Consider the following 24,549-nt stretch of genomic DNA (forward strand, 5'->3'; position numbering starts at 1 on the left):
TGGATCGCGTGCGAGGACACCCTCCGGTTCGGCCGATGCTCCCCGCATAGACTGGCCGAATGGGGAGACGGAGGGCGCGCACGCGGCGGGTGTCGTGGCTCGCCGTGCTGGGCTGGGGCGGCGTCGGCATGCTGCTCGCCGGGGCGTTCTTCGCCGCACTCGGCGCCCTGAACCAGAACCTGTACGGCGCGTCGAGCTTCGTCGACCGCTACCTGCACGCGATCGCGGAAGACGAGATCCTGACCGCCGCCACGACGCCGGGCGTCGCGCTCGACGAGTCGGAGCTCGAGGCGATGGGCCTGCCGGCGGACGTCTCCACCGCGATGCTCCGCTCGAACGTCGTCGGTTCGGGCCCGCAGGACATCCGGATCATCGACGACGAGAGCCGCGACGACGGCAGCCACCTCGTGACCGCGAGCTACCGCCTGGAGTCCCGCATCGTCGAGACGACCTTCGAGGTGCGACCCATCGCGCCGCTCTACGGCGTGCTGAACCGTTGGGAGTTCGCTCGCAGCCCGCTGGCGGTCATCGACGTCACGGCGGCGCACAACCCGTTCTTCACGGTGGGCTCGCTCACCCTCGACACCCGGGCGCGGAAGAGCGGCGAGGAGCTCGCGGCCTTCACCCAGACCGCCCCGTACCTCGCGATCGCGCCCGCCGTGTACGAGTTCGACTACGACTCGACCCTGCTCACCGCGCAGCCCGAAGAGATCACGATGGAGCCGTCCCTGCGCGCGTCGGTCACGGTCTCATCGCAGGCGACGCCGGCGTTCACCGAGCGGGTGCAGACACAGGTCGACCAGTTCCTCGACGCCTGCGCGACGCAGCCCGTGCTGCAACCGACGGACTGCCCGTTCGGCATGGTCATCGACGACCGGGTCGTCGGCGAACCGACATGGAGTATCTCCGCCTACCCGATCGTGACCCTCACGCCCGGCGAGGACGCCTTCGTGATGGCGCCGACCGCGGGCGTCGCGCACCTCTCGGTGGACCTGCAGTCACTCTTCGACGGCGACTTCTACACGCTCGAAGAGGACGAGACGTTCACCCTCGCCCTCGATGCGCGGATCAGGGCCGACGGCTCCATCTCGGTGCAGCTGAAATAGCGCCACCGGTCAACGCCGCTCGTGGTCTCGTTCGGCGATCGCCTGCAGCCTCGCGTTGTACTCCTCGAGCTCGGCGTCGCCCGTTCGATCCGCGTGCCGATCGAGCCGCTTCGACTCCTTCTCGTCGCTCCGCGACCACTGGATCGCGACCGTGATCGCGAGCGCGACCGTGGGGATCTCGCCGATGGACCACGCGATACCGCCACCGACCTGCTGGTCGGCGAGCGCGTCGGTGCCCCAGCCCATCGCGCCGTACCAGTCGGCGAGCAGCAGCCCGCTGCTCATCATGATGGAGAGTCCGAAGAACGCGTGGAAGGCCATGGTGCCGAGCAGCAGCACGAGCCGGAACGGGTACGGCAGGCGGTACGGCACCGGGTCGATGCCGATGAGCGACTGCACGAACAGGTACCCGGTGATGAGGAAGTGCGCGACCATCCACTCGTGCCCGATGTGGTCGTCCATCGTCCAGCGGAACAGCGGCGAGTAGTAGAAGACCCAGAGTGACCCGGCGAACAGCACGGCGGCGACGATCGGATTCGCGATGATCTGCGCGAACCTCGAGTGCACCGCGAGCATGATCCACTCGCGGCCGCCTCGGCTGCCGTCTTTGCGGGCGTCGATCGCGCGGGCCGCGAGCGTGACGGGGGCACCGGGGACCAGGAGCACCGGAATGCCCATGGTGAGGACCATGTGGGCGAGCATGTGCGCCGAGAACAGGTACTGCTCGTACACGTTCACGCCGCCGCTGGTCACGTACGCGAGCACGAGCATGCCCAGGATCCAGAGCACGGTGCGGTAGACCGGCCACGTGTCGCCGCGGCGGCGGAGCCGCCGGACGCCCGCCACGTAGAAGAAGATGCCGAACCCGGCGAAGAACAGCCAGATGAGGTCGGGGCTCCACTCGGTGAAGTACCGCCACCACTCAGGGACGGGTGGCAGCGGCTCGCCCGTCAGGATCTCGGCCGGCGTGCGCGCGAGCGAACCGAGATCCGCTTCCTCGTCGACCGGGGTCGCCGTGCGCGCGAGCGCCGCCGCCACTCCCGAGGCGATGCCCATGAACGCGAGCTCGATCACGACGAGCAGCCAGAACGGGCCGCGCGCGTTGCCGGGGCGGCCGGCCGGCAGGCCGGTGACGGATGCTCCGCCGGCGGGCGTTCCGGCGGGAGCCGCCGCACGGCTGATCCGCTCGATCAGGAGCCGGCGCTGGACCGCGCCGAACACGCCCAGGGCGACGAGTGCGCCGACCTTCGCGATGACGAGCACGCCGTATGGCGACGTGAGCGCCGGCCAGTCGCCGATGCGGAGCGCGGCGCTCGCGTAGCCGGAGACCGCGACCACGATGAAGGACACGAGGGCGACGGTCGAGTAGCGGGCGAGCACGATGGGCAGGCGTTCGGCGTCGAGCCTCGGCTTGAGCAGCACGAGGGTGAGCAGCCCGCCGAGCCACGCGGCCGCGAACACGAGGTGCAGGCCGAGCGCGGTCACCGCCTCGCCGTGGCCGGCCGCGCCGGCGGCGTGCCCCTGCTGGGCCAGCGGCACGAGGCTCACGACCGAGAGCACGGCCACGAACACGAGCGCGGTCTGGTTGCGCACCGCGAAGCACAGCACGGTGACGGCCGCCGCGACGAGCGTGGTCGTCAGCCACGCCTGCCCCAGCTCGATCGTGGTGAGGAACTGGCCGAGCTTCTGCCCGAACGCGTCGCTCAGGTCCACCTGCTCCCCGGTGACCACGAGGAAGGTGAACAGGCCCGTCGCGGCGCTCGCGACGGTCATCACCGCGGCGGACGCCGCCGCGACGTCGAGCGCGGCGTCGAACTCGGGCTTCTTCGGGCTGAGCGCCCAGACGGCGAGCACCAGCGAGCCGATCATGCCGGCCGCGCCGAGGTTCACGACGAGCTTCGCGATGGGCAGCCCCCACCGTGCCACCGGGCCCGGGTCCTGCAGCTGGTAGGGCGCCGCTCCCCCGCCGACGGCGAGGCCGATCACCGTCGCGATGACGGCGACGGCGAGCAGCACGGCTGGGCCGAGCACACGGACGGAACGCACCGGACCAGCCTAGGTGAGCGCGCTGGGAGCAGCGTGCGGCCGGGCACGACGAAGGGCGGGCGGCTTCCGCCGCCCGCCCCTCAGGAGTCGCGAGACTACTTGGCGGCAGCCTTGAGCTTGGAGCCGGCCGAGACCTTGACCGAGAAGCCGGCCGGGATCTCGATCGTGGCACCGGTCTGCGGGTTGCGGCCGGTACGCGCGGCGCGCGAGGTGCGCTCGACGGCGAGCCAACCCGGGATCGAGACCTTCGTGCCCGAGCTCACGGCCTCGGAGAGCGCCTCGAACAGACCGCCGAGCACGGCGTCGACGGCGGCCTGGCTCTGGCCGGTGGACGCGGCGATCTTCGCGACGAGCTCGGTCTTGTTCAGCGACTTGTCAGCCATTGAGTGTCCTCCTCGGACGTCTACTGCCGAACGGCAGCTGTTCTGGTGGTTCCACAGGCGGCTTGCGTCGCCTCGGGGCCGATCAGGCCGCTCCGAATGTAACAGAGTTCCGCGGAATTCCGCGGATTTCCCAGGCGTTCGGCCGATCGTGACCCGGCGTGTCGCCGCTGCGCCAGGCGTGACGGAGCTCGGAACGTGGGTGGGAGGACGATCCTGCACGCCGCCAACCCACTTTTGGCCTTCCAACGCGACGGCGCGGCAACGCGACGGCGCGGCAACGCGAAAGGGCGCCCCCTCACGGGGACGCCCTTGCTGCGAGGTCGGTGCTTACCAGCTCGACTTGGTGATGCCGGGCAGCTCGCCGCGGTGCGCCATGTCGCGGAAGCGCACACGCGAGATGCCGAACTTGCTGAGGTTGCCGCGGGGGCGGCCGTCGATCGCGTCGCGGCTGCGCAGACGCACCGGCGACGCGTTGCGGGGCAGCTTCTGCAGGCCGACGCGGGCGGCCTCGCGGGTCTCGTCGGTGCCGTTCGGGTCGACGAGCGCCTTCTTCAGCTCGAGGCGCTTCGCGGCGTAGCGTTCCACGATCACCTTGCGCTGATCGTTGCGTGCGATCTTGCTCTTCTTGGCCATGGATTAACGCTCCTCTCGGAAGTCGACGTGCTTGCGGATCACCGGGTCGTACTTCTTGAGCACGAGACGGTCGGGGTTGTTGCGACGGTTCTTGCGGGTCACGTACGTGAACCCGGTGCCGGCCGTCGAACGGAGCTTGATGATCGGACGGATGTCCTGCTGCTTCGCCATTAGAGCTTCACCCCACGAGCCTGCATGTCCTTGACGACGGCCTCGATGCCACGGGCGTCGATGACCTTGATGCCCTTAGCGGACACGTTGATCGTGATGTTCCGGCGAAGCGACGGCACGAAGTACGTCTTCTTCTGCACGTTCGGGTCGAAGCGGCGCTTCGTCCGGCGGTGCGAGTGCGAGATGTTGTGACCGAAGCCGGGAACGGCGCCGGTCACCTGGCACACTGCTGCCATTGGTTTCCTCCAATACCGAGGGGCGGATGCCCCTCCCAAGGTCTCTTGTCTGCAGACGTCTCCCACCGGTCGCCCGGTCAGATACGAGGGGTTCGTCCACGGTCTGGGCAGTGGAAGTGCCCAGCCAAACGTCGAGTCTAACAGACCCGCAGGTCAGCCCCGACATGACGAGAGCGGATGCCTCGCGCGAGGCATCCGCTCTGGTCACGCGACCGCGCTCACGAGGTGAGCGAGTCGACCCACTCCTGGTTCTCGGAGATCCACTGCGCCACGACGGGGCCGTAGTCGTCCGAGTCGTTCTCGTTGAACATGGCGTTCTCGAGCGAGTACAGGGTGTCGGAGTCCATCTTGAAGTTCTTCAGCCAGCCGCTGAGCGTCGGGAAGTTCTCCTCGAAGCTCTTGCCGCCGAACGAGTGGATGCCCTCGGCGTCACCCATCACGCCCTCGGGGTCCTCGAGGTCCTTGATCGGGAACGCGTCGTAGGCCCAGTGCGGGCGCCACAGCGTGACGGCGATGGGCTCGCCCGCGTCGGTCGCGGCCTTGAGCTCGGACAGCATGGCCGGCGTCGACGAGGTCAGGTAGTCGAGCCCCTCGAGGCCGTAGGTCGGGATGGCCTCCTCGCTCGTGACCCGGTTCAGGCCCGAGCCCGGCTCGATGCCCACGAGGCGGTTGTCGAAGTAGTCGGCGTTGTCCGCGAGCTCGGCGAGCGAGTCGATCGGCGCGTCCTCGTTCACCGCGATGGTGAGCTTGGCGTCCTCGTTCCAGGCGCCGAGGTCGACCATGTCGTCGCCGTACTGCTCGATGTAGTCGGAGTGCGTGATCGGCAGCCAGGTGTCCAGCACGACGTCGTAGTCGTCGTCGGTGAGGCCCTGGTAGACCGGCGCGACGTCGGCGTACTCGAGCTCGACGTTGTAGCCCTGCTCCTCGAGGATCGCCTTCCAGAGCTCGCTCGCGGCGATGCCCTCGTCCCAGCCGTTGAACACGGCGATCGTGAGGTCCTGCCGGTCCCCGTTCTCGAGGGTCTCGGCCTCCGCGCCGGTGCAGCCGGCGAGTGCGAGCGTCGCCGCGGCCCCGAGGGCCAGGGCTCCGGTGAGGTGCGTCTTCTTCATGGTGCTTCCTTTCCTCCCGCGTGCTGTGTCGCGGGCGTTGGGGATGGTTCCGCGCGCGGGGCGCGGACGTGCGGGGCGACGGATGCTCCGTGCCCACGTGATGGGCGCGCCGGCCGTGGGCGGCCGACGCTCGGTCATTGGCTGATCGGCGACTTGAGCGTGGAGTGCTTGACGGCCAGGCCCGAGCCGTCGGTCTCGGCGAGATCGGTCGCCTTCGAGGCATCCGTACCCGCACCCTTGGCCGTGCGCTTGGGCCTGCGCATGCCGCGCAGCCCGCCGCCGAACGCGCCGGTGACACGGTCGAGGATGACCGCCAGGATCACGACCGAGAGGCCCGCCTCGAAGCCGAGTGCGACATCGATGCGCGTGAGGCTCTGCACCACCTGCCCGCCCAGGCCGCCGGCGCCGACCATGCCGGCGATGACGACCATCGAGAGCGACAGCATGATGACCTGGTTGACGCCGGCCATGATCGACGGCATCGCGAGCGGCAGCTGGATCTGGCGCAGGATGCGGCCCGGCGAGGAGCCGAACGCCTGACCGGCCTCGACCACCTCCTTGTCCACTCCGCGGATGCCGAGCTCGGTGAGCCGCACGCCCGGGGCCATGGCAAACACGATCGTGGCCACGATGCCGGGCACGACGCCCACGCGGAACAGGATCAGTGCCGGGATCAGGTACACGAATGCCGGCATCGTCTGCATGAAGTCGAGGATGGGCCGGATGATGTTCGACGCGACCGTGTTGCGGGCCGCGAGGATGCCGACCGGGATCGCGATGAGGACCGCGATCGTGCTCGCCACGAGGACGAGCGCGAGCGTGTCCATCGCGTTCTCCCACTGGTTCACGCCGAGCACCACCGTCAGGCCCACGAGCGAGCCGAGCGCGAGCTTCCAGCCCTTCGCCCACCAGGCGATCGCGGCGATCACGATGATCACCGCCCAGAACGGCGGCGTGGAGAGCACCCAGTCGACGGCGTCGTAGAAGCCGAGGAAGATCGTGCGGAGCACCGCGAAGAACCCCGCGAGCGCGTCGGTGAGCACGTCGATGAACGCGTCGGCCCATTCGCCGAGCGGAAGGCGGAAGTCGTTCACCGGGCACCTCCCTCGTTCGCCGCCGAGCCGGGCACGGCGGTGCCCGCCGCCGCTTCCGGATCGGAGGTCGCGCGCAGCGTCTCGGTGATCACGTCGACCGGGACGGTCGCCGGCGGCTCGACGACCTGGATCTCGGCCGTGTCGGTCGAGAGGTTGCCGAGCGCCGCGAGCAGTGTCACGCGGGGCACCGCGCCGAGGAGCCGGCCCTGCTCGTCGACCACCGCGAGCGACATCGGGCTGAGCGCCGCGCTCTCGAGGAGATCGGAGAGGTACTGGTCGGGCGCGACGGTCGCGTGGTCGGTGCGGATGACGGACTCGAGCGAGCGCTCACCGCGCTGCACCAGCCGCAGCACGTCCCGGTCGTGCACCACGCCGAGGAGCTTGCGGCCCGAGCGCACGACGAACACGGTCGAGGTCTGCAGGTCGCGCATGGTGCGGAGCGCTGCGCGCGGTCCGGCCGACGCGGCGATGACCGCGCGCGGCGGCTCCATGACATTGGCCGCGGTGAGGACGCGGGCGCGGTCGACGTCGGCGACGAACGAGGCGACGTAGTCGTCGGCGGGATCCGTGAGGATCTCCTCGGCGGTGCCGACCTGCACGATGCGGCCGTCGCGCATGACCGCGATGCGGTCGCCGAGGAACATGGCCTCGTTGAGGTCGTGCGTGATGAAGACGATCGTCTTGCCGAGCTCCTGCTGCAGTTCGACGAGCTGCTCCTGCATCTCGCGCCGGATGAGCGGGTCGAGGGCCGAGAAGGCCTCGTCCATGAGCAGGATGTCGGTGTCGGCGGCGAGGGCGCGGGCGAGGCCGACGCGCTGCTGCATGCCGCCCGACAGCTCGGAGGGCAGCTTCTCCTCCCAGCCGGCGAGGCCGACGCGCTCGATGACGCGCATCGCGCGTTCGCGCCGCTCGGCCGCGGGCACGCCCTGGATCTCGAGGCCGTACGCGGCATTGTCGAGCACCGTGCGGTGCGGGAACAGCGCGAAGTGCTGGAAGACCATCGAGATGTGGTCGCGACGCACGGCACGCAGCTGCTTGGCGGGGACGTCGGTGATGGGCTTGCCCATCACCGAGACCGTGCCGGCAGTCGGCTCGAGCAGGCCGTTCAGGGTGCGGATGAGCGTCGACTTGCCGGAGCCGGAGAGGCCCATGACGACGAAGATCTCGCCGGGGGCGACGCTGAAGTCGGCATCGATGACGGCCGCGGTACCGAGTGCGGCGATCTCGTCCCGGCTGGCCCCGCGCCGGAGCCGGGCGAGGGCCTCGGCCGGGCGGCGGCCGAAGAACTTGGTCAGGCCGCGCACCTCGAGTGCGGGCTGCGCCGGAGCGGTGTGCTGGTCCTCGACGATCGGCGGTCGTTCGAGCGGGGCTGCGGTCGTGGAATCGGGCATGCGGGCAGGCATCTCCACGGAGAGCGCGGGTACGCGAGCACCGATTCCGGCGTCGCGGAACTCTCCTGGTTCAGGCCGGGTTCAGGCGATCCGGGACGCGGGGCTCAAGCCGGCGAATCATGCATGCCAGGCGAACTCCACGTCCAGCGCACACCGCCATCGGAGCGGTGTACCACGCGCGGAACCATACGTTCCCGCGAGGCCGGTAGGGACCGTCTCAGCGGAAGCGCGGACAGGGGCAAACGACCCGTGAGGGCCGACGTCAACGGTAGCCATGTTCATGACGCAACCTCAACCCGAGCCGGTATACCGCTGGCCCGACCAGGGATTTCAATTCATTTCGATGAATCGTCCACGGCGCGGCGGGAGAGGACGGCGGCGGTGAAGAAGCAGACGGCGCCGAGGAGGGTGCCGAGGTTCGCCCAGTATTCACTCAGCAGATCGCCGGTCTCCGGCACGACATAGGCGCCGATCGCGGAGGCGCCGAACGCGACCGAGCCCGCCAGGTTCAGCCAGGTGCCGTGCCAGGTGCGCGCATCGGGATCCCAGAGCCGGCCCCGGTCCTTCGTCGCGACGACCGCGAGCGTGCTCGAGACGAGGAACGCGATCGAACCCCACGCGTCGGGGCGCCAGCCCGCCCCGACCGCCTCGGGCCGAGCAATCGCCGCGGCGAGCGCGGCGGCCGTCGACAGGTTGAACAGCAGGGTGCCGGCGAACTGGATCGCCGCGGCCCACCAGTCGGCTCGGTCCGCGCGATGCATCTGCCGCCGAGGCATCCGTCGCCCGCTCAGACTGAGCTGGATGAACGCGGCCAGCGTGAAGAAGACCGAGCCGATGACGAACGTGACGTTCGCGCCGACGTCGCCGAGCCACGCCGCGTACGGCGGAAGCGCACCCGCGAAGAAGCACAGCGAACCGACCGCGAAGCCCCAGGCTTCGCGGCGCAGCCGTCTCGTGGTGGTGGCGACCGGGCGCGTCATCGCCCGGTGTCAGTGGTGGAACGTCGGGCCGAGTCCCGGATGCGGCATCGGCGAATCGAGCGCATCGAGGTAGGCCGTCTCGGTGCGGATGTCGCGCATCAGGTCCTCAGCGAGGTCGCGGCTGAGCCCGTTGCGGCAGACGATGCGCATGACGGTCTGGCCGGCGAGGTCGCCCGAGAGCGGGTACGCCGGGACGAGCCAGCCTCGGATGCGGAGCCGCTCCGACAGGTGGTAGAGCGTCCAGTTGTCGGTATGGCCGGCCTTCAGGCGCCACGCGAAGACGGGGATGTCGCTGCCGTCGGTGAGCAGCTCGAAGGCGTCCAGCTGGCTCACGCCGTGCGAGAGGTAGCGCGCGACATCCTGCGAGGCCTGCTGGATCTCCCGGTAGCCGGTCCGCCCGAGCCGCAGGAACCGGTAGTACTGCAGCAGCACCTGGGCGCCGGGCCGCGAGAAGTTCAGCGCGAACGTCGGCATCTCCCCGCCGAGATAGCTGACCTTGAAGACGAGGTCCTCGGGCAGTGCCGCCGTATTGCGCCACACGACCCAGCCGACGCCGGGGTAGACGAGTCCGTACTTGTGACCCGACGTGTTGATGGACTGCACGCGCTCCACGCGGAAGTCCCACTCGAGGTCGGGCTGCAGGAACGGCGCGACCATCGCACCGGATGCCCCGTCGACGTGCATCGGGATGTCGAGCCCCGTCTTCGCCTGGATCTCGTCGAGCTTCGCGGCGATCTGCGCGACCGGCTCGTACGCCCCGGTATAGGTCACGCCCATGAGCGCGACGACGCCGATGGTGTGCTCGTCGACCACGTCCTCGAGCCCCGTGCCATCCATCAGCGGATGCTCCTCGGTCGTGGGGATGAACCGCATCTCGACGTCGAAGTAGTTGCAGAACTTCTCCCAGCACACCTGGACCGCCGAGCTCATGATGAGGTTCGGCTTCTCGGTCGACTTCCCCGCCGCACGACGCGCGTGCTGCCAGCGGCGCTTCAGCGCGAGCCCGCCGAGCATGCAGGCCTCGGAGGAGCCGATCGTCGACGTGCCGATCACGTCATTGCGGTTCGGTGCGTTCCAGAGGTCGGCGAGGATGCGCCAGCAGTACTCCTCGATCGAGGCCGTCGCCGGGTACTCGTCCTTGTCGATCATGTTCTTGTCGAACGAGTCCTTGTAGAGCCGGTCGGCGTGCTCATCCATCCAGGTGCCGACGAACGTCGCGAGATTCAACCGCGCATTGCCGTCGAGCATGGTCTCGTCGCGGACGATTCGGTAGGCCGTGTCGGGCAGCATCGAGCCCTCGGGAATCTGCGTGTAGCGCGCGGTCGTCGCCTCGCCGGCGCGACTGAACGTCGGAATGAGCTCGTCGTCTTTGAGCATGGCCCCTCCCCAGGTCCGGTTCAGGGCAGACGATACGCCCGTCTGCCGCCCGACGGCTATCCCGCAGGTCGAGGAGGGCGTCGGCGGGGCTCGGGACGCGTCGCTATTCGACCGGCGAAGCCGGGGCAGCGCCGAGCTTCTCGGTACAGGTCGCGCACAGCCCGAACACGTCGACGACGTGGGCCGCGCCCGTGAAGCCGTGCTCGCCCGCGACACGCTTGGCCCAGTCCTCGACCTCGTCGGCGGCGATCTCGACCGTGAGCCCGCAGTTCCGGCAGATCAGGTGATGGTGGTGACCGGTGCTGCACGCCCGGTAGAGCGCTTCGCCCTCGGGCGACTGCAGCGAGTCGGCGTCACCGCTGGACGCGAGGTCGCCGAGTGCCCGGTAGACGGTCGCGAGGCCGATCGGCGAGCCGCTGGCGTGCAGCGCCGAGTGCAGCGCCTGCGCGCTGATGAAGCCCTCGGTGTCGTCGAGGGCCTCGCGAACGGCCTCGCGCTGCCAAGTGTTGCGTTTCATGCGATCCGTGCCTCTTCCGCGGTCTCGACGGGGATCGAGCGTGCCCTCCACGGTAGTCGCCGAACCCTGGAAACCCCCAGGGCGATCACGAAGCACGCGGTCGCGGCCAGCGCGATCGACGGGCCCGCCGCGATCGCGAAGGCGCGCGACGCCAGCACCCCGGCGATGCCCGAGGCGGCCCCGATGACCGGAGCGGCGAACAACACCCCCCGATAGCTCGTCACCACGAGCCGCGCGGCGGCCGCAGGCGCCGCGATGAGCGCGATGGCGAGGATCGCGCCGACCGCGGGCAGCGAGCTGACCACCGACGCCGCGATGAGGCCGAGCACGAGCAGCTCGACGGGCCATTCGCGGAAGCCCGCCGCGCGGAACCCCGCCGGGTCGAACGTCGAGAACACGATCCGGGTGCCGAAGGCCGCGACCGCGAGCACGGCGACGACCGCGACGACCGCGGCGAGCACGATGTCGGCGTCGGTCACCGTCAGGATCGACCCGACGAGGAAGGCCTCCGGCTGGATGGGCAGCCCCGGGATGGCGGCCTGCAGCAGCGCACCCGCGGCGAAGCCGCCGGTGAGCACAACGCCCGCGGCCACCTGCGCGCCCTGGCGGCGGATGCGCGCGATGCCCGCCATGATCGCCACGATGACGACGGATGCCACGGCGGCACCGAGCGGCACGCTCACGCCGAGCGCGGCCGCGGCCACGGCGCCCGGGTAGGTCGCGTGCGTGAGCGCCTGCGCGAAGAACGTGCGGCGGCGGAGCACGACGAGCGCGCCGACGAACCCGGCGCCGGCCCCGATCACGATCGCGGCGAGCATCGCGCGTTCGAAGTACCCCATCAGCGCCGCTCCCCCGCGAGGTCGCCGTCGGCCGCGGCGCGGCGCGGCATCCGCCCTCGTGGCGTCACCCGCGCGACCGTCGCACGCCCGGCCGCCCACGCGCCCAGCAGGACGAGGGCGTAGCCGACGACGAAGACGCCCACGACGGTCGCGCCGGCCGGCAGATCGACGCCGAGGCCGACCGACGCGGCGTAGCCGGCGGAGAGGCCGAGCCACGCGGCGATCGCCGCGAAGACGCCGGCGACGGGGAACAGCACCCACAGCCGGTCGGTCACGAGCCGGGCCACCGCGCCCGGAACGATCAGGAGCGCGAGCACCAGCAGCGTGCCCACCGTGCTCGCCGCCGCGACCACGACGAGCGCCACGGCCGCGTTGAGCGTGAGGTCCAGCAGGAACGCGGGATCCCCCGCCGCGCGGCTGCCGCGCGCGTCGAACGCCCGGAACAGCTGCTGCTTCATGGTGAGCACGACCGCCGCGAGCGCGACGAGGCTCACGATCACCAGTGGGAGCACATCGGCCGGCGGGATCGTGAGGACGCGGCCGAAGAGCAGGGCCTCGAGCTCACCCGCATAGTCGGAGCTCTTGGACACCACGATCACGCCGATGCTGAAGGTCGCCGTCAGCACGATGGCGATCGCGGCGTCCGAGGCCACGCCCGCGCGGCCGAGCCAGGTGAGCACGACCGCCGCCGCGAGCGCGGCCACCGCGGCACCGGGCACGAGCCCCGACGTACCGGCGACGGCGAGGCCGATCGCCAGGCCGGGGAATACCGCGTGCGTGAGGCCGTCGCTGATGAACTCGAGGCCGCGGAGGTTGACGAGCACGCCCACCACGCCGGCGACCACCGCGAGCACGAGCATGACGCCGAGCGCACGCGCCATGAACGGCAGCTCGAACGCTCCGAAGAGCGCCTCGGCGAGGCCCATCAATGACCCTCGTGACCGGGGACGACGAGCGTGTGCTCATCGATCTCGATCTCGGTGCCCTCGAAGCACGCCTGCAGGTTGTCGAGCGTGAGCACGTCGGTGACGGGGCCGTGCGCGAGCTGACTGCCGTTCACGAGCACCACGGAGTCGCAGACCTGCCGGGCGAGCTCGAGATCGTGGGTCGAGACGACCACCGCGACACCGCGGCGCTTGAGGGTTCGCAGCGTCTCCACCAGCGCCTCGCGGTTCTGCTGGTCGAGGCCGTTGAACGGCTCGTCGAGCAACAGCAGCTGCGGCTCGGAGGCGAGCGCCCGCGCGAGGAGCCCGCGTTGTCGCTGGCCGCCCGAGAGATCGCCGAACCGGCGCGCGCCCAGCTCGGAGAGCCCGACGGTGTCGAGGGCGGTGCGCACAGCATCGCGGTCGCGCCGACCGGGCCAGCGGAGCAGCCCGAGTCGCCGGTACCGACCCTGCATGACGACCTGTCGAAGGCTGATCGGGAAGTCGGGGTCGAGGTCGGCGCTCTGCGGGAGGAGGCCGATCATGCCGGGCGCGGCATATGCCTTCCCCGCGAACTCGACCGTGCCGTGGGTGCGCGGGACGAGCCCGAGCAGTCCGTTGAGCAGCGTGGACTTGCCGGCGCCGTTCGGCCCGATGAGCGCGACGGCCTCGCCGGGCGCCACGTCGAACGCCAGCCCGTCGACACCGCGTCCGCCCGGGTGCATGAACGCGGCATCGCGGACGCGCAGCACGGGCGGGACGGTCATCTGACTATTCTTCCAGTGCGGCGGGGAGCGGGGAAGCCGTGACGCCCCACGACTCGAGGATGAGCCGCGCATTGTGGATCTGGCTGCCGAGGTACGTCTCGCCATCGGTGCCCTCGGCGCCGAGCGAGTCGCCGTAGAGCGCGTCGTCGCCCGCGTACACCGCGACGCCGGCCTCCCGCGCGATGGTCTCCGCGGCCTTGGGCGAGATGGAGCCCTCCGAGAAGACCGCTTGCACGCCGGTCGCCGTGATGCGAGCCACGAGCTCGTCGATCTCGGCCGCGCTCGGCTCGGCATTGTCGTCGAAGCTCGGGATCACGCTGCCGACGAACGTGATGCCGTAGGCGTCGAGGAAATAGGTGAACGCATCGTGGTTGGTGACCAGCAGGCGCTGCTCGGCCGGGACCGTGTCGACGTTCTCGGCGATCCAGGTGTCGAGGGCCTCGAGCTTGGCCTCGTACGCGGCCTCGTTGTCCTCGATCTCGGCGGCATCGAGGCCGTCGACGTCGGCCAGCCCGTGCGCGATGTTGTGCACCATCACCGCGGCGAGCGCAGGATCGGTCCAGATGTGCGGATTGCCGTCTTCGTGCGCGTGGTCGTGGTCGTCGGCGTGGTCGTGGTCGTCGGCGTGGTCGTGGTCGTCGTGTGCGGCGTCGTCGGCGTGCTCGTCTTCAGCGTGATCGTGATCGTGATCCTCGCCCTCGGCGTGGTCATGGGCGTGGTCCTCCTCGCCGGCGTGCGAGTGCGTGCCGTGCGTCTCGATGCCGTCGCCCGCGTCGATCAGCACACCGTCGAAGCCCGAGGCGCTCACGGCGTCCTCGACCCAGGACTCGAGCCCGGCGCCGTTGATGACGAGCGCGTCCGCGTTCGCGAGCGCGGCCAGCTGCGCGGCCGACGGGTCGAACGAGTGGGCGCTCTGGCCTGGGGTGAGCATCTGCGTGACGGCGGCCTGCTCCCCCACGAGCTCACGTGTGAAGTCACCGACCTGCGTCGTGGTCGCGACGATCGACACGCCGTCCGGCTCTGCGGCCGCGCCGGCGCATCCGCTGAGTGCCACCGCGGTCGTCGTGAGGACGCCGCCCACCAAGAGCGCGCGCGAGAGGACGGACCGGGCAGGGCGGGGTGCAGACATGCGCTCTACGATAGTTTCTTGAGAATGATTGTCAAACTCACGACGCGACGCGACGCGTCATCGTTCGCCGGGGACTGGCGCCCGGGTCTGGCAGGTGAGAGGGTGAAGCACGTGGAGCCGACCACGACCCCCCTCACGTTGCATCCGTTCACCCTGGCCGACGCCGAACGCATCCTCGCGGGCGAGGTGGACCCCTATGACGGCTGGGAGGGCGGCTACTCGTTCGTCGACGAGCCCGAGCTCATCGACGAGTACGTCGCGGCGGTGCAGGCCGGGGGAGACCCCGCGCCCTTCGGGCCGTACCTCGTACGACGCGGCGCGCACGGCGCGGCCATCGGTGGCGTGAACCTCTTCGCCCCCGGCGACGACGGCGCGGTCGAGTTCGCCTTCGGACTGGTCCCGGCCGTGCGCGGTCAGGGCCTCGCGGTGCACGCGGTGACCGCGGCGCTCGCGATCATCCGTGCGTCCGGCGCCGGACTCGCACGCGCCGAGGCCGAAATCGGCAACACCCCGGCGCGTCACGCGCTCGAGAAAGCGGGCCTGACCGAGGTCGGCCGCAATGGCGACTCGGTCGTCTACGAGCGCCGCCTCTGAGCCGCGCGTCGCCGCCGAGCCGGCTGCGGCCGTTCAGCGGTGCGCGGCCTCGCCGCGCGCGATCACTCCAGCCCATCACTCCAGCAGGAGGGCCGGCTCCTCGATGATCGACGCGACGTCGGCGAGGAAGCGGCTCGCCACGTCGCCGTCGACGACGCGGTGATCGAACGATCCGCCGATCGTGGTGACGAACCGCGGTCGCACCTCGCCGTCGACGACCCACGGCTTCTGCCGGATCGTGCCGAGCGCGACGATCGCGACCTCACCGGGGTTCAGGATCGGGGTGCCCGTGTCCATGCCGAAGACACCGATGTTCGTGATGGTGATCGTGCCGCCCCGCATCTCGGCCGGCTGCGTCTTGCCCTCGCGCGCAGTGAGCGTGAGCTGTTCGAGGGCCGCGGCCAGTTCGACCATCGTCATCGCCTGCGCGTCCTTCACGTTCGGGACGATGAGCCCCCTCGGCGTCGCCGCGGCGATGCCGAGGTTGACGAAGTGCTTGACGATGATCTCTTCGTCGGTCCACTGCGCATTGGCCGTGGGGTTCCGGCGCACCGCCCAGATGAGGGCCTTCGCCATGATGAGGAGGGGCGAGACCTTCACGCCCGCGTAGTCCGGCGAGGACTTGAGGCGCTTGACGTATTCCATGGTCCGGGTCGCGTCGACATCCACGAACACCGATACATGCGGCGCGGAGTATGCGCTCTGCACCATCGCGTTGGCGATCGCCTTGCGCACGCCCTTCACGGGAATGCGGCTCTCGCGAGCGGCCGGCGGCTCGGGAGTCTGGATGTTGCGGAAGACACTCGCCTGGCTGGCCTCGCGGATGACGTCGTCGCGCGTGACATCGCCGATCGGCCCGGTCGGCGTGACGCGGGTGAGGTCGACGCCGAGGTCTTTCGCGAGCTTGCGGATCGGCGGCTTCGCGATCACGGGCAGCGACGACTCGGCCCGGCGCTCGGCCGCGGCCGGCTGGGCGGCGCCCACGGGGGCGGGCGGTGCAGGGGGTACGACCTGCTCGGCGACAGCCGGCACCGCGGGAGCGGCGGCCGCGAGCTTCTCGTGCGCCGTGCCCGGTGACGCGTGCCGACGCCGGCGGCTCTGAGCTGGTCCTGAACTGCCGTGCCCCACGAGCACCGCGCCACTCGCCTCGGGCGACGCCGGCGTCGCCGTGGGCGCCGTGGGCGCTTCAGCTCGCGGCTGACCCGGCGCCTCGCCGGAAGAGCCCTCGGCGGCGTCCGTGCTGATGACGAGGATCGGCGTGCCGACGTCGACCGTCGCTCCCTCCTCGACGAGCAGCTCGGCGACGACGCCCTCGAACGCACTCGGCAGCTCGACGAGCGACTTCGCGGTCTCGATCTCGACGAACACCTGATCGAGGGCGATGCGGTCGCCGGGGGCGACGCGCCACTGCACGATCTCGGCCTCGGTCAGGCCCTCGCCGACGTCGGGCAGGGGGAACCGGATCTCGCTCATGCCTTCACCCTTTCACCAGATGTATCCCGTGCGCCGTATGCCCTGGTCGTCGTCAGAACGCCAGCGCCCGGTCGACGGCCTCGAGCACGCGGTCGGGGCTCGGCAGGAACTCGGTCTCGAGGGCCGCCGGCGGGAACGGCGTGTCGAAGCCCGAAACCCGCAGCACCGGTGCCTGCAGCGAGTAGAACGCGCGTTCGGCGACGGTCGCCGCGATCTCGGAGCCGATGCTCACGTTGCCGTACGCCTCCTGCGCGACGACGAGACGCCCGGTGCGCTCGACCGAGTCGATCAGCGGCCCGTAGTCGATGGGGGAGAGGCTGCGGAGGTCGACGACCTCGAGGCTGGTGCCCTCGTCGGCCGCGATGTCCGCTGCCTGCAGCAGGGTGGCGATCATCGCACCATGTCCGACGACAGTCACATCCGTGCCCTGGCGCATGATGCGGCTGGAGTGCAGCGGCAGCCCCGCGTGGTCGAGGTCGACCGGCCCCTTCGGCCAGTACCGGCTCTTCGGCTCGAAGTACAGCACGGGATCGTTCGAGCGGATCGCCTCCTGGATCATCCAGTAGGCGTCGTGCGGGTTCGACGGGCTGACCACGCGGAGGCCCGGGGTGTGCGCGAAGTAGGCCTCGGGGCTCTCCTGGTGGTGCTCGATCGATCCGATGTGGCCGCCGTAGGGCACGCGGATCACGATCGGCATCGAGACGCGGCCGTCGTGGCGGAGCGTCTGGCGCGACAGCTGGGTGGTGATCTGGTCGAACGCCGGAAAGATGAAGCCGTCGAACTGGATCTCCACGACGGGCCGGTATCCGCGCATGGCGAGTCCGATCGCGGTACCGACGATGCCCGACTCCGCGAGCGGCGTGTCGAGCACGCGGCGCTCGCCGAACTCGTCCTTCAGCCCCTCGGTCACTCGGAAGACGCCGCCGAGCGAGCCGATGTCCTCGCCCATCAGCAGCACCTTGTCGTCGGCGCGCAGCGCCTCGCGCAGCCCCGCCGTGATCGCCTTGGCCATGGAAAGGGTGTGCACACCGCGGACATCTTCGGGCTGGTCGGGCTCGGTGCCCGATCCGTCAGCGACGGGCGACTCCGTCTTCATTCCGGTCTCGGCATATGTGTCGGTCATGCGGTGCCTCCGTCGAGGCCTCGCTCGAACGCGTCGAGCCAGGCGAACTGATCCTGCATGAGCTGGTGCGGCTCACTGTAGACGTGCGCGAACATCGTCTCGCGCGAAGGCGCCGGCGCCTCGAGCGCGCGCCGACGGAGGTCCGCGGCGACGTCCTGCGCCTCCTGGTCGACCTCGGCGAAGTACGCCGCGCTGGCGCCGCGGCCCTCGAGCCACGTGCGGTACCGCGTGATGGGATCGCGCTCGGCCCAGTACTCCTCCTCGGCGCGGGTGCGGTACTTCGTGGGGTCGTCGGCGGTGGTGTGGGCACCCATGCGATAGGTGACGGCCTCGATGAAGCTCGGGCCGATGCCCGACCGTGCCTCCTCGAGCGCAACCCGGCTCACGGCGTAGCTCACGAGCACGTCGTTGCCGTCGATACGCAGGCCGGGCATGCCGAAGCCGGTGCCGCGCAGCGAGATCGGGCTGCGCGACTGCCGCTCGACCGGAACAGAGATCGCCCACTGGTTGTTCTGCACGAAGAACACCTGGGGGGTCTGGTAGCTCGACGCGAACACGAGCGCCTCGCTCGCGTCGCCCTGCGATGTCGCCCCGTCGCCGTAGTACACGAGCACGGCCGCGTCGGCCTCGGGGTCACCGGTCGCGGTGGCGCCGTCGAAGGTGAGGCCCATCGCGTAGCCCGTCGCGTGCAGCGTCTGCGAGGCGAGCACCAGCGTGTAGAGGTGGAAGTTCCCGTTCTCCGCCGGGTCCCAGCCGCCGAGCGTCGCACCGCGCAGCAGCGTGAGGATCTTCACCGGGTCGAGCCCGCGGATCATGCCGACGATGTGTTCGCGGTACGACGGGAAGATGTGATCCTGCGGCCTGGCGGCACGAGCGGAGCCGACCTGTGCCGCCTCCTGGCCATGGCTCGGCACCCAGAGCGCGAGCTGACCCTGCCGCTGGAGGTTCGCTCCGGCGATGTCGATGCGGCGCGAGATCGTCATGTCCCGGTAGAACTGCTCGAGCTCGACGTCGGAGAGGGCCTCCACCACCGGAAGGAACTGCTCGGCCTCCGGCGTGGGCCGCAGCTCACCCTCGTGGGTGAGGAGCTGCAGGGTCGGCGCGGAGAAGTCTCGTTGGAGGGCTGCCACCGTTCCACGGTACTCGCTCTGCCTGACCGCATTCTTGTGAGACGGCCACAAGCTCGACGGCGATTGCTTTGGTGAGCGCCTACAGAGCGGCCGGCGGATCGAGTGCGGCGAGGGCCTCGATGACCGCCTGCACCGACGGCTCTTCGCCCACGCTGACGCGAATGCCGTCACCGGGGAACGGGCGGGCGACGACCCCCGCGCTCCACAGCGCTTCGGCCGTCGTCTCGGTCGCGTCGCCGGTCGGCAGCCAGATGAAGTTGCCCTGGGCCGCGGGCACCGGCCAGCCGGCGGCGAGGAGCGCGTCGCGGAGCCGGTCGCGGCGCTCGACGATCGCGGCCACGCGGTCGAGGAGCTCGGCTTCAGCCTCGGGTTCGAGGGAGGCGAGCGCTCCGGCGGTCGACGCCGCCGTGACGCCGAGCGGGATCGCGGTCGACCGGGCCGCGTCGAGCACGGCGACCGGGCCGATGGCGTACCCCACACGCAGCCCGGCGAGACCGTAGGCCTTCGAGAACGTGCGCAGGATGACGAGGTTCGGGTATCGCCGGATGAGCTCGCGGCCGTCGACGGATGCCTCGTCGCGGACGAACTCGACGTACGCCTCGTCGAGCAGCACGAGCAGGTCCGAAGGCAGCCGGCGCATGAGCGCCGCGAACTCGTCGGCCGTCACGACGGTTCCCGTGGGGTTGTTGGGGGAGCACACGATGAGCACGCGCGTGCGGTCCGTGACGGCGGCCGCCATGTCGTCGAGTTCGTGCCCGTGATCCGCCCGGTTGGGCACCTGGACGCTCGTGGCGCCCGAGACCGTGACGAGACCCGGGTATGCCTCGAAGGACCGCCACGCGTAGACGACCTCGTCTCCGGGGCCTGCCGCCGCCTGGATGAACTGCGCGAGCAGCGAGACCGACCCGGCGCCGACGAGCACCTCGTCGGCCGTGACGCCGTAGCGCTCGGCCAGTCGCTCCCGGAGCGCGAGCGCGCTCGCGTCGGGGTACCGGTTGACGGCCCCCGCCGCGTCGGCGACGGCCTGGCGCACCGAGGGCAGCGGATCGAACGGATTCTCGTTGCTCGAGAGCTTGAATCCGTCGGCCGGGGCGGGGCGGCCCTGCCGGTACGCGGGGAGGGCGGCGATCTCTGGGCGCAGGCGGACGGGTGCCGGCGCGGGCTCCGAAGCGGTCACGACCTCCACCGTAGCCGCGAACCACTGCGGAGGGTGTCCCGGCTCTCGGCGCCACAGGGGGCATTCGTCCGCGCGCCATGCGGGTTCGCGGCTCGGTTGTCCACCCTGTTCTTGCGGCGGTGGCCTCTGCCAGAGTGGAGCCATGCGGTTCATCATCAAGGTCCTCGTGGTCGCCTTCGCCCTCTGGCTCACGACATTGATCGTCGCCGGCGTGCACGTCGTGCCGTACGAGGAGACGACCCTCGGCACCGTGCTCACCTATCTATTGGTGGCCCTGATCTTCGGTCTGGTGAACGCGATCGTCGGCACGGCGATCCGCATCGTCGCCTTCCCGCTGTACCTCATCACGCTGGGGCTCATCTCGTTCATCGTGAACGGACTGCTGCTGCTCATCGTCGACTGGATCAGCGGCCTCATGGGCTTCGGCCTCGTGGTCGACGGCTTCTGGTGGGGCGTGCTGGGCGCACTCGTGCTCGGCATCTTCAGCTGGATCATCGGCCTCATCGTGCGGCCGGCCCGGAGCTGACGCGTGACGCGCGCCAGTCGGTGCGCTCTCCCGAGGCAGTGCCGGTGAAGTCGCGGATCAGGTCGCCGAAGGCGGCCAGCTCGGGGGCCTTCGAGTGGTCGACGAGCTCGGCGGTCTCGCGGTAGCGGGCGAGTTCGTGCGCGGGCAGCAGCTCTGCGCCGGCGCCCTCGGCCGTGGGCAGCGCGGCTCGGCTCGCGGTCACAAGGCCGGGCGACGGATGCCCCGGGCCGCCGAGCGCCGGGATCAGGTCCTCCTCGTGCTCGAGCGAGAGCACGGGCACGTCACCGAGATCCGTACTCGCGACCGGGCCGCCGAGGTTCACGGCACCGACGACGTTGAGCTCATGGTCTGCCACCATGCCCGCCGCGACGATTCCGCCCGCCGAGTAGCCCACCGGCAGGATGGGGTCGCCGGGACGCGCGCCCGCCTCGGCGAGCGCCTGCCGCACCGCCCGGTCGGCCGCGCCCGATTCGGCCCCGCTGACCCGGAACCGGTCGAGGCCTGAGTCGTCGGCGATCGCGTGCACATCGCTCGTGAGGTCGAGCGGCTCGGCGCCGGCGACCGGCGACGCCGCGAGCGTCCCGCCGACGTACACCAGCCACCGCGGCGCGGCCGCCGGTCCATAGCGTTCGACGCGGATCTGCGCAGCGCCCGGCGCGGGAGCCGGGACACGTCGCGCGATGTCACCCACGCCCGCAGGCGGCGGCACCCTCGACACACCCACCGCGGCGTCACGCCGCACGGCGACCGGGCCGTCGACGAACGCCCGGCTGCCGAACAGGCCGAGACCGCCCGCCGCACCGAGCAGCAACGACGCGTTCTCGGGCGCGGCGACACCCGCACCGAGCAGCATCGCGATCGACGGCGGCAGGCCCCGCAACCCGAGCAGGAACTCGTCGGCCGCGCCACCCGCCGAGCGCACCAGCCGGACGAAGTCCGGGTCCGACAGGACCGCGCGTGCCGACGCCTTCGGATTCCACGCCCCGCTCGCCGCCGCCCGCGCGAGCACCGCGCCGATCGCCATGCCGGGTACCACCAGGAACGGCAGGGCGAACAGGGCGAGGAGCCCCGTGTTCGCGGCCAGGTAGCGCGCCCCGAGGTCCCACATGGCGGTGACCGTGCGCTCGGCGCGCCCGTACTCCTCGGCGCTGCTGACGAGCGCAGCTCGCAGATGCTGCGTCTGCCATGCTGCAGTCTCAAGGAGCGAACTCGCGTGTGACAGGCCGGATGCCGGACCCCACGAACCGGCACCGGGCGCGTCGGACACCCCGCTCTGCACGATCCCGCGGCGGATCGCCGCGGCCCGCTCACGCCAGTCGCGACACGCACCCTCGAGCGCGCCGAGCGCGGCCGCCTCGGCGAACAGCTCGTCGAGCGCCACCCGGCTCCCACCGCCGACACTCACCGTGAGGTCATCGCCCATCAGCCCTCACCCACCATTCGCGACGGCCGGCATACCCGCCGGTCACCCCGCTCCCGGGGCATCGGCGATGACCTGGAGCCGCGTCGCCTGCCGGTGCTGCGACTCGCACGCGTCGGCGAGGACCGCCGCCGCCGCACCGAGCCGGGTGCGGAGGTCATGCAGTCGCGCCTCGTACGCCTCGGCCGCGGTTGAACGCCAGGCGAGACATCGTCCGGTAGGCAGCATGACCCGCAGGCCGCCCTCGACCTCGGCCAGGAATGCGTCGAGTTCGGCCCGGTGGCGTGCGGCCGCGGCCGCGAGGCGGGTGGCTTCCGGCCCGGGCAGGAGCCCGGCATGGAGGTTCGGCATCCCGACATCGTCGCGGCACGAGACGGCCCACCCCGAGGCATCCGCTCGATCTGTGAGGTCCGCGCGAGACATCCGTCCCTGTGGAGGGGCCGTCAACGATCCCTCATCTGGTGCCCGCGCTCCGATCTCGCCAGAATGGAGCAATGACGCGAGCGGAACCCGCGGGGGACGCCGCGCAGCCGTTCCGGGTGTCCTTCGTGTGCACGGGCAACATCTGCCGTTCGCCGATGGCCGCGGTCGTGCTGCGGTCCCTTGCCGAACGCGAAGGCCTCGACGGTGCCCTCGCGATCGAATCCGCCGCGACCGGTGACTGGCACGTCGGCGAGCGCGCCGACCATCGCACGCTCGACGCGCTCGGCCGCGCCGGGTACGACGGCTCGTCGCACCGCGCCAGGCAGTTCGATCCCGGCCGGTTCCCGATGCTCGACCTCGTCGTCGCGTTCGACCGCGGACAGGCGCGGATCCTGCGCAACTGGGCGCGCAGCCTCCTCGACCAGCAGAAGGTGCGGCTGCTGCTCGAGTTCGACGGCGACCTCGCCCCGCTGCAGGACGTACCCGACCCGTATTACTCCGACGCGGAAACCTTCGACCGAGTTCTTGGGATGATAGAGCGGTCGACGCAGTCGCTGTTCCGACAACTCGCACCAGCTCTCAGACAAGGAATCCGCTAGATGTCGCTGCCTCCCCAACCGCTCAGCCCCCTCGACGGACGCTATCGCGGGGCGGTGGGCGAGCTCGGCGAGCACCTCTCCGAGGCCGGCCTCAACCGGGCGCGGGTGCAGGTCGAGATCGAGTGGCTCATCGCGCAGACCGACCGTGGATTCTTCGGCACCTCGCCCCTCGACGCCGAGCAGAAGGCGTCACTGCGGCAGATCGTCGCCGACTTCGGCCAGGCCGACATCGACGAGCTCGCCACGCTCGAGGCCACCACGCGCCACGACGTGAAGGCCGTCGAGTACTACGTGCGCCGCCGCCTCGCCGAGCGCGGGCTCGCCGAGCTCACGCACTTCGCGTGCACCAGTGAGGACATCAACAACCTCTCCTACGCCATCACCGTGCGCGACGCGGTGCGCGAGGTCTGGCTGCCCAAGCTCACCACCGTCATCGAGGCCCTCGCCGCGCTCGCGCGCGAGCACCGCGACGCCTCGATGCTCTCGCGCACCCACGGTCAGCCAGCGACGCCGACGACCATGGGCAAGGAGCTCGCGGTGTTCGCCCACCGGCTGCGCCGCATCGAGCTGCAGATCCAGGCGACCGAGTACCTCGGCAAGTTCTCGGGTGCGACGGGCACCTTCTCGGCGCACGTCGTCGCGGTTCCGGATGTCTCGTGGCCCGAGGTCTCGCGCGAGTTCGTGGAGTCGCTCGGGCTCACGTGGAACCCGCTGACCACGCAGATCGAGTCGCACGACTGGCAGGCCGAGCTGTACGGCCGGGTCTCGCACGCGAACCGCGTGCTGCACAACCTCGCGACCGACATCTGGACGTACATCTCCATCGGCTACTTCCGGCAGATCCCGGCCCCCGGCGCGACCGGGTCGTCGACCATGCCGCACAAGGTCAACCCGATCCGGTTCGAGAACGCCGAGGCGAACCTCGAGCTGTCGTCGGCGGTGCTCGACTCGCTCGCGGCGACGCTCGTGACCTCGCGGCTGCAGCGCGATCTCACCGACTCGAGCGCGCAGCGCAACATCGGGGTCGGGTTCGGGCACTCGCTGCTCGCGCTCGACAACATCCAGCGCGGACTCGGCGAGATCGACCTCGACCGCGACGTGCTGCTCGCCGACCTCGATGCGAACTGGGAGGTGCTCGGCGAGGCCATCCAGACCGTGATCCGCGCCGAGGTGGTGGCCGGTCGTTCGAGCATCGCCGACCCGTACGCGCTGCTCAAAGAGCTCACGCGCGGCAAGCGCGTCGGCGGCGAGGAGCTCGCGGCGTTCGTGTCGGGACTCGACATCGGCGACGACGCGAAGCAGCGCCTGCTCGCGCTCACGCCCGCGGGCTACATCGGCCTCGCCGCGGAGCTCGTCGACGCCCTCGGCTGAGCGCCGCCCGGG

At 70.7% G+C, this 24,549-nt stretch carries 26 protein-coding genes; 5 read left to right on the forward strand and 21 right to left on the reverse strand.

The genetic code is table 11. The features are described from left to right. Nucleotides 1–59 precede the first annotated feature (59 nt). Nucleotides 60–1,106, forward strand: coding sequence for a hypothetical protein (locus QU602_RS18820; protein WP_308797996.1), 1,047 nt, complete (start codon nt 60–62; stop codon nt 1,104–1,106). A 9-nt stretch (nt 1,107–1,115) separates the two neighbouring features. Here QU602_RS18820 and QU602_RS18825 read toward each other — a convergent pair whose 3' ends face one another. The 15 genes from QU602_RS18825 to QU602_RS18895 form a co-directional block, all read right to left on the reverse strand. Next, a complete protein-coding gene (locus QU602_RS18825) occupies nt 1,116–2,975 on the reverse strand; it encodes a cytochrome c oxidase assembly protein (protein WP_308800234.1) in 1,860 nt (619 codons plus the stop codon). Nucleotides 2,976–3,247: 272 nt separating this feature from the next. Then, complete coding sequence (locus QU602_RS18830) at nt 3,248–3,535, reverse strand: HU family DNA-binding protein (RefSeq protein WP_308797997.1); 288 nt, start codon at nt 3,533–3,535, stop codon at nt 3,248–3,250. A gap of 327 nt (nt 3,536–3,862) precedes the next feature. Further along, complete coding sequence (rpsN, locus tag QU602_RS18835) at nt 3,863–4,168, reverse strand: 30S ribosomal protein S14 (protein WP_308797998.1); 306 nt, start codon at nt 4,166–4,168, stop codon at nt 3,863–3,865. Nucleotides 4,169–4,171: 3 nt separating this feature from the next. Then, nucleotides 4,172–4,339 (reverse strand): 50S ribosomal protein L33, encoded by a 168-nt coding sequence (rpmG, locus tag QU602_RS18840; RefSeq protein WP_067880809.1) that lies wholly within the window; start codon nt 4,337–4,339, stop codon nt 4,172–4,174. Beyond that, nucleotides 4,339–4,575, reverse strand: coding sequence for a 50S ribosomal protein L28 (gene rpmB, locus QU602_RS18845; RefSeq protein ID WP_056007296.1), 237 nt, complete (start codon nt 4,573–4,575; stop codon nt 4,339–4,341). The genes rpmG and rpmB overlap by 1 nt, the downstream gene beginning before the upstream one ends. A gap of 218 nt (nt 4,576–4,793) precedes the next feature. Next, nucleotides 4,794–5,684: a glycine betaine ABC transporter substrate-binding protein gene (locus QU602_RS18850; protein WP_308797999.1), complete on the reverse strand. Its 891-nt coding sequence runs from the start codon at nt 5,682–5,684 to the stop codon at nt 4,794–4,796. Nucleotides 5,685–5,818: 134 nt separating this feature from the next. Next, nucleotides 5,819–6,778, reverse strand: a complete 960-nt coding sequence (locus tag QU602_RS18855; protein ID WP_308798000.1) for an ABC transporter permease — start codon at nt 6,776–6,778, stop codon at nt 5,819–5,821. After that, entirely contained in the window at nt 6,775–8,169 is a 1,395-nt protein-coding gene (locus QU602_RS18860) for a quaternary amine ABC transporter ATP-binding protein (RefSeq protein ID WP_308798001.1), read from the reverse strand. Before QU602_RS18860 ends, QU602_RS18855 begins: the two co-directional genes overlap by 4 nt. 335 nt (nt 8,170–8,504) lie before the next feature. Next, the gene (locus QU602_RS18865; RefSeq protein WP_308798002.1) at nt 8,505–9,149 is read right to left on the reverse strand and encodes a YrhK family protein; all 645 of its coding nucleotides are present in this window, start codon (nt 9,147–9,149) and stop codon (nt 8,505–8,507) included. A 9-nt stretch (nt 9,150–9,158) separates the two neighbouring features. Then, nucleotides 9,159–10,526: a glutamate decarboxylase gene (locus QU602_RS18870; RefSeq protein ID WP_308798003.1), complete on the reverse strand. Its 1,368-nt coding sequence runs from the start codon at nt 10,524–10,526 to the stop codon at nt 9,159–9,161. Nucleotides 10,527–10,629: 103 nt separating this feature from the next. Then, on the reverse strand, nt 10,630–11,043 hold the full coding sequence (locus tag QU602_RS18875; protein WP_308798005.1) for a Fur family transcriptional regulator: 414 nt from the start codon (nt 11,041–11,043) through the stop codon (nt 10,630–10,632). Further along, nucleotides 11,040–11,882, reverse strand: coding sequence for a metal ABC transporter permease (locus QU602_RS18880; RefSeq protein ID WP_308798006.1), 843 nt, complete (start codon nt 11,880–11,882; stop codon nt 11,040–11,042). The genes QU602_RS18875 and QU602_RS18880 overlap by 4 nt, the downstream gene beginning before the upstream one ends. Further along, nucleotides 11,882–12,808, reverse strand: coding sequence for a metal ABC transporter permease (locus QU602_RS18885; RefSeq protein ID WP_308798007.1), 927 nt, complete (start codon nt 12,806–12,808; stop codon nt 11,882–11,884). The genes QU602_RS18880 and QU602_RS18885 overlap by 1 nt, the downstream gene beginning before the upstream one ends. Then, nucleotides 12,808–13,572 (reverse strand): metal ABC transporter ATP-binding protein, encoded by a 765-nt coding sequence (locus QU602_RS18890; RefSeq protein ID WP_308798008.1) that lies wholly within the window; start codon nt 13,570–13,572, stop codon nt 12,808–12,810. Before QU602_RS18890 ends, QU602_RS18885 begins: the two co-directional genes overlap by 1 nt. Before the next feature lie 4 nt (nt 13,573–13,576). Then, nucleotides 13,577–14,701 carry a metal ABC transporter substrate-binding protein gene (locus QU602_RS18895; protein WP_308798009.1) on the reverse strand — a complete coding sequence of 375 codons (1,125 nt, stop codon included), beginning with the start codon at nt 14,699–14,701 and terminating at the stop codon, nt 13,577–13,579. A gap of 111 nt (nt 14,702–14,812) precedes the next feature. On the opposite strand from QU602_RS18895, the gene QU602_RS18900 reads away from it, so the two are divergent. Continuing rightward, nucleotides 14,813–15,295, forward strand: coding sequence for a GNAT family N-acetyltransferase (locus QU602_RS18900; RefSeq protein ID WP_308798010.1), 483 nt, complete (start codon nt 14,813–14,815; stop codon nt 15,293–15,295). 75 nt (nt 15,296–15,370) lie between these two features. On the opposite strand, the gene QU602_RS18905 is transcribed toward QU602_RS18900, so the two are convergent. From QU602_RS18905 to QU602_RS18920, 4 genes are all read right to left on the reverse strand, one after another. Then, nucleotides 15,371–16,768 carry a dihydrolipoamide acetyltransferase family protein gene (locus tag QU602_RS18905; protein WP_308798011.1) on the reverse strand — a complete coding sequence of 466 codons (1,398 nt, stop codon included), beginning with the start codon at nt 16,766–16,768 and terminating at the stop codon, nt 15,371–15,373. A 52-nt stretch (nt 16,769–16,820) separates the two neighbouring features. Continuing rightward, on the reverse strand, nt 16,821–17,780 hold the full coding sequence (locus QU602_RS18910) for an alpha-ketoacid dehydrogenase subunit beta (RefSeq protein WP_308800235.1): 960 nt from the start codon (nt 17,778–17,780) through the stop codon (nt 16,821–16,823). 107 nt (nt 17,781–17,887) lie between these two features. After that, the gene (locus tag QU602_RS18915) at nt 17,888–19,021 is read right to left on the reverse strand and encodes a thiamine pyrophosphate-dependent dehydrogenase E1 component subunit alpha (RefSeq protein WP_308798013.1); all 1,134 of its coding nucleotides are present in this window, start codon (nt 19,019–19,021) and stop codon (nt 17,888–17,890) included. 79 nt (nt 19,022–19,100) lie between these two features. Beyond that, nucleotides 19,101–20,198 carry a histidinol-phosphate transaminase gene (locus QU602_RS18920; RefSeq protein ID WP_308798014.1) on the reverse strand — a complete coding sequence of 366 codons (1,098 nt, stop codon included), beginning with the start codon at nt 20,196–20,198 and terminating at the stop codon, nt 19,101–19,103. Between the two features lie 142 nt (nt 20,199–20,340). Between QU602_RS18920 and QU602_RS18925 the strand changes: the two genes are divergently transcribed. Continuing rightward, on the forward strand, nt 20,341–20,724 hold the full coding sequence (locus QU602_RS18925) for a phage holin family protein (protein ID WP_308798015.1): 384 nt from the start codon (nt 20,341–20,343) through the stop codon (nt 20,722–20,724). Here the strand turns inward: QU602_RS18925 and QU602_RS18930 are convergent. Together QU602_RS18930 and QU602_RS18935 are read right to left on the reverse strand one after the other, a co-directional pair. Continuing rightward, nucleotides 20,699–22,147 (reverse strand): hypothetical protein, encoded by a 1,449-nt coding sequence (locus tag QU602_RS18930; RefSeq protein ID WP_308798016.1) that lies wholly within the window; start codon nt 22,145–22,147, stop codon nt 20,699–20,701. The two genes, QU602_RS18925 and QU602_RS18930, sit on opposite strands and share 26 nt — an antisense overlap. Before the next feature lie 42 nt (nt 22,148–22,189). After that, on the reverse strand, nt 22,190–22,495 hold the full coding sequence (locus tag QU602_RS18935) for a hypothetical protein (RefSeq protein WP_308798017.1): 306 nt from the start codon (nt 22,493–22,495) through the stop codon (nt 22,190–22,192). A 143-nt stretch (nt 22,496–22,638) separates the two neighbouring features. Here QU602_RS18935 and QU602_RS18940 point away from each other — a divergent pair, with 143 nt between their 5' ends. Both QU602_RS18940 and purB read left to right on the forward strand, forming a co-directional pair. Continuing rightward, the gene (locus tag QU602_RS18940) at nt 22,639–23,166 is read left to right on the forward strand and encodes a low molecular weight protein-tyrosine-phosphatase (RefSeq protein WP_308798018.1); all 528 of its coding nucleotides are present in this window, start codon (nt 22,639–22,641) and stop codon (nt 23,164–23,166) included. Next, nucleotides 23,167–24,537 carry an adenylosuccinate lyase gene (purB, locus tag QU602_RS18945; RefSeq protein WP_308798019.1) on the forward strand — a complete coding sequence of 457 codons (1,371 nt, stop codon included), beginning with the start codon at nt 23,167–23,169 and terminating at the stop codon, nt 24,535–24,537. It abuts the gene before it with no gap. Nucleotides 24,538–24,549: the final 12 nt, after the last annotated feature.

The sequence above is a fragment of the Agromyces protaetiae genome, assembly GCF_030866785.1.
Taxonomy (GTDB): Bacteria; Actinomycetota; Actinomycetes; order Actinomycetales; family Microbacteriaceae; genus Agromyces; species Agromyces silvae.